Raw genomic sequence first — 2,953 nt, forward strand, 5'->3', positions numbered from 1 at the left:
TGGTGCGGGAGGCGTGGCCGGCGGTGCCGGCGCGGCCGCGGCCGATGCCGGAAGCGACGGCACGGCGGTGAACAACACCTCGGTGGTGGTGCTGGCCACCACCGAGGCGGGTCGCGTCCTGCTCACCGGGGACATCGAGCTCACGGCGCAGGCCGATCTCCTGGCGGGCCGCGACGACCTGCGCGCCGAGGTGCTGAAGGTGCCGCACCACGGCGGCCGGGACCTGCTGCCCCGGTTCGTCGCGGCCGTGGCGCCGAGGGTCGCGCTGATCAGTGTCGGTGCGGACAACCGCTACGGGCATCCGAGCCCGGTGACCGTGCGCGCGCTGACCTCCCCGGGCACGCTCGTGGCCCGCACCGACGCCGGAGGCGACCTCGCGGTCGTGCCCGACGGGGGCGCGCCCGCGGTGGTCCGGCGCGGGCCGTCAGCGCAGCGGTGATCCGGTCATTCGCCGAGCACCTCGCCCACGGCCGCCGCCGACGGCGGCACCGTGGCCTTCGGGCCGATGTGGTCCTCGAGCGCGTCGAGGGTCTTGAGCCCGTCGCCGGTGATCAGGAGCACGGTCTCCGCATCCGGGTCGAGTGTGCCCGCCTCGGCGAGCTTCTTCGCCGTCGCGACGGTCACCCCGCCCGCGGTCTCGGTGAAGATGCCCTCGGTGCGGGCGAGCAACCGGATGCCCTCGCGGACCTCGTCGTCGGTGACGTCCTCGATGGCGCCGCCGGTGCGCCGGACGGTGTCGAGCACGTAGGGCCCGTCGGCCGGGTTGCCGATCGCCAGCGACCGGGCGATCGTGTCCGGTTTCACGGGCTGCACCACGTCGTGCCCGGACCGGAACGCCGTGGACACCGGGGAGCACCCGGCCGCCTGCGCGCCGAACACGGTGTACGGGCTCGGCTCGACCAGGCCCAGCTCGCCGAGCTCGCGGAAGCCCTTGTCCACCTTGGTGAGCTGGGAACCGGAGGCGATCGGTACCACGATCTGCTCGGGCAGGCGCCAGCCGAGCTGCTCGGCCACCTCGTAACCCAGGGTCTTCGACCCCTCCGAGTAGTAGGGCCGGACGTTGACGTTGACGAACGCCCACGACTCGTGCTCGGCGGCGAGCTCGGTCGCGAGGCGGTTCACGTCGTCGTAGTTGCCGTCGACGGCGATCAGCGCACCGTCGTACACGGCGGTGGTGAGGATCTTGGCGCGTTCGAGCGAGGACGGGATGAGCACCACGGAACGCCATCCGGCGCGGGCGGCGGCCGCCGCCACGGCGTTGGCCAGGTTCCCCGTCGACGGACAGGCCAGGGTGTCGAACCCGAACTCGCGGGCGGCGGCCAGCGCGACGGCGACCACGCGGTCCTTGAACGAGTGCGTCGGATTGCCGGTGTCGTCCTTGACCCAGACACGCTTGAGCCCCAGCTCCTTCGCCAGCCGGTCGGCGCGAACCAGCCGGGTGAAGCCGGGTTCGGTGTTGGGAATCCGCTCGACGTTCGACGGCACAGGGAGCAGCTTCTTGTAGCGCCAGATGTTGGCCGGGCCGGACTCGATGTCCTCCCGGCGCACCCGGCCGAAGTCGTAGGCGACCTCGAGCGGGGAGAAGTCGTCGGCGGAGACGAACTCGGGTGCCAGAGGCTGGCGGTGGCCTTCCTCCTTGGACACCAATTCCGCGGCGGGCCCCAGGTCGACGGTGCGGTCGGTGGCCGTGGTGAGCGTGCTTGTCATCGCGAGGTCCTTTCCTCATCTGTCCCGCCGGCGCGGGTCGGAATTGGCACCGTTGCCGTCAGCCACCTCGCGGTCGACGAGATGACGGGCTGACGCCGGTTGCCGGGGCTTCTGCGGGCCGTTCCCTCTGCCCCTCTGGATGAGCGGTATTCGGTTGCCGGTCGCGGCTTCCACCGTCCGCGACGCCGGGTCGTAGCCTACGGCACGCCGATCACCGGATGCCACAGCCGCACGGTGTGACCTCAGGCGTGGCAGGATCGGGACGTGACCGCGCCAGCCACCACACCTTCCCCGCTGCATCTGGTGCTCGGCGACGAGGAACTGCTCGTCGAACGGGCTGTGCGGGCCGTGCTCGACTCCGTCCGGATCGCCGACCCGGCCGCCGAACTGACCAGGATGCGGGTGAGCGAACTCACGGCGCCGCAGCTCGCCGAGATGGTCAGCCCGTCGTTGTTCAGTGAGGGGCGGGTGATCGTGCTGGACGCGGCGCACGACATCGCCGCCGAGATCGCCGATGCCGTGCTGGACTACGTGCGGCACCCGGCCGACGGCATCGTGCTGGTGGTCGTGCACAACGGCGGCGGGCGGAGCAAGGCGGGCAAGTCGCTGCCCGGTGCGCTGCGTAAGGCGGGTGCCGTCGTCACCGAGTGCGCCAAGATCACCAAGCCCGCCGAGCGGGAGGCGTTCGTCCGCACCGAAGTGCGCTCGGCCGGGGGACGCATCGACGCGGCCGCGGTGACCGCGCTGATCGACGCGGTCGGCTCCGACCTGCGGGAACTCGCCTCGGCCGCGGGCCAGCTCGTGGCCGACTCCGGTGGTGCGATCGACGAGCACGCCGTCCGCCGCTACCACCGGGGCCGCGCCGATGTCACCGGCTTCGAGGTCGCCGAGAAGGCCGTCGCGGGCGACCGCGCCGCCGCGCTGGAGTCACTGCGCTGGGCGCAGCAGACCGGCGTGGCACACGTGCTGCTGGCGGATGCTCTGGCCGACGCGGTCCGCACGGTCGCCCGTGTGTCGGCGGCGGGCCGGGGAAACCCGAACCAGATGGCGGGCGAGCTGGGAATGCCCCCCTGGAAGGTGCGCAAGGCGCAGGGCCAGACACGCGGATGGAGCGCGCGCGGGCTCGCGGAGGCGATGCGGATCGTGGCGCGGGTGAACGCCGAGGTCAAGGGCGCGGCGGCCGACGCCGACTACGCGGTGGAACGCGCCGTGCTCGACGTGCTCGCCGCGCGGCAGCAGCGCTGAG

3 protein-coding genes and 1 riboswitch are annotated in these 2,953 nt (G+C 72.6%); of the genes, 2 read left to right on the forward strand and 1 reads right to left on the reverse strand.

Features of this window, described 5'->3' with window-relative positions; all coding sequences use genetic code 11:
- Nucleotides 1–439: ComEC/Rec2 family competence protein (locus SACSA_RS0118875; RefSeq protein WP_408640286.1), on the forward strand; the 439-nt coding region annotated here is incomplete at its 5' end.
- Between the two features lie 5 nt (nucleotides 440–444).
- Here SACSA_RS0118875 and thrC read toward each other — a convergent pair.
- A complete protein-coding gene (gene thrC / locus SACSA_RS0118880; RefSeq protein ID WP_019819284.1) occupies nucleotides 445–1,707 on the reverse strand; it encodes a threonine synthase in 1,263 nt (420 codons plus the stop codon).
- A gap of 12 nt (nucleotides 1,708–1,719) precedes the next feature.
- Nucleotides 1,720–1,853, reverse strand: a riboswitch (SAM riboswitch).
- Nucleotides 1,854–1,971: 118 nt separating this feature from the next.
- On the opposite strand from thrC, the gene holA reads away from it, so the two are divergent.
- Nucleotides 1,972–2,952 carry a DNA polymerase III subunit delta gene (gene holA, locus SACSA_RS0118885; RefSeq protein ID WP_019819286.1) on the forward strand — a complete coding sequence of 327 codons (981 nt, stop codon included), beginning with the start codon at nucleotides 1,972–1,974 and terminating at the stop codon, nucleotides 2,950–2,952.
- Nucleotide 2,953: the final 1 nt, after the last annotated feature.

Source organism: Saccharomonospora saliphila YIM 90502 (genome assembly GCF_000383795.1).
Classification (GTDB): Bacteria; Actinomycetota; Actinomycetes; order Mycobacteriales; family Pseudonocardiaceae; genus Saccharomonospora; species Saccharomonospora saliphila.

What these genes read in the sequence shown, in the direction of transcription:
- thrC (WP_019819284.1), bottom strand. Translation starts at nt 1,707, where the DNA reads ATGACAAGCACGCTCACCACGGCCACCGACCGCACCGTCGACCTGGGG.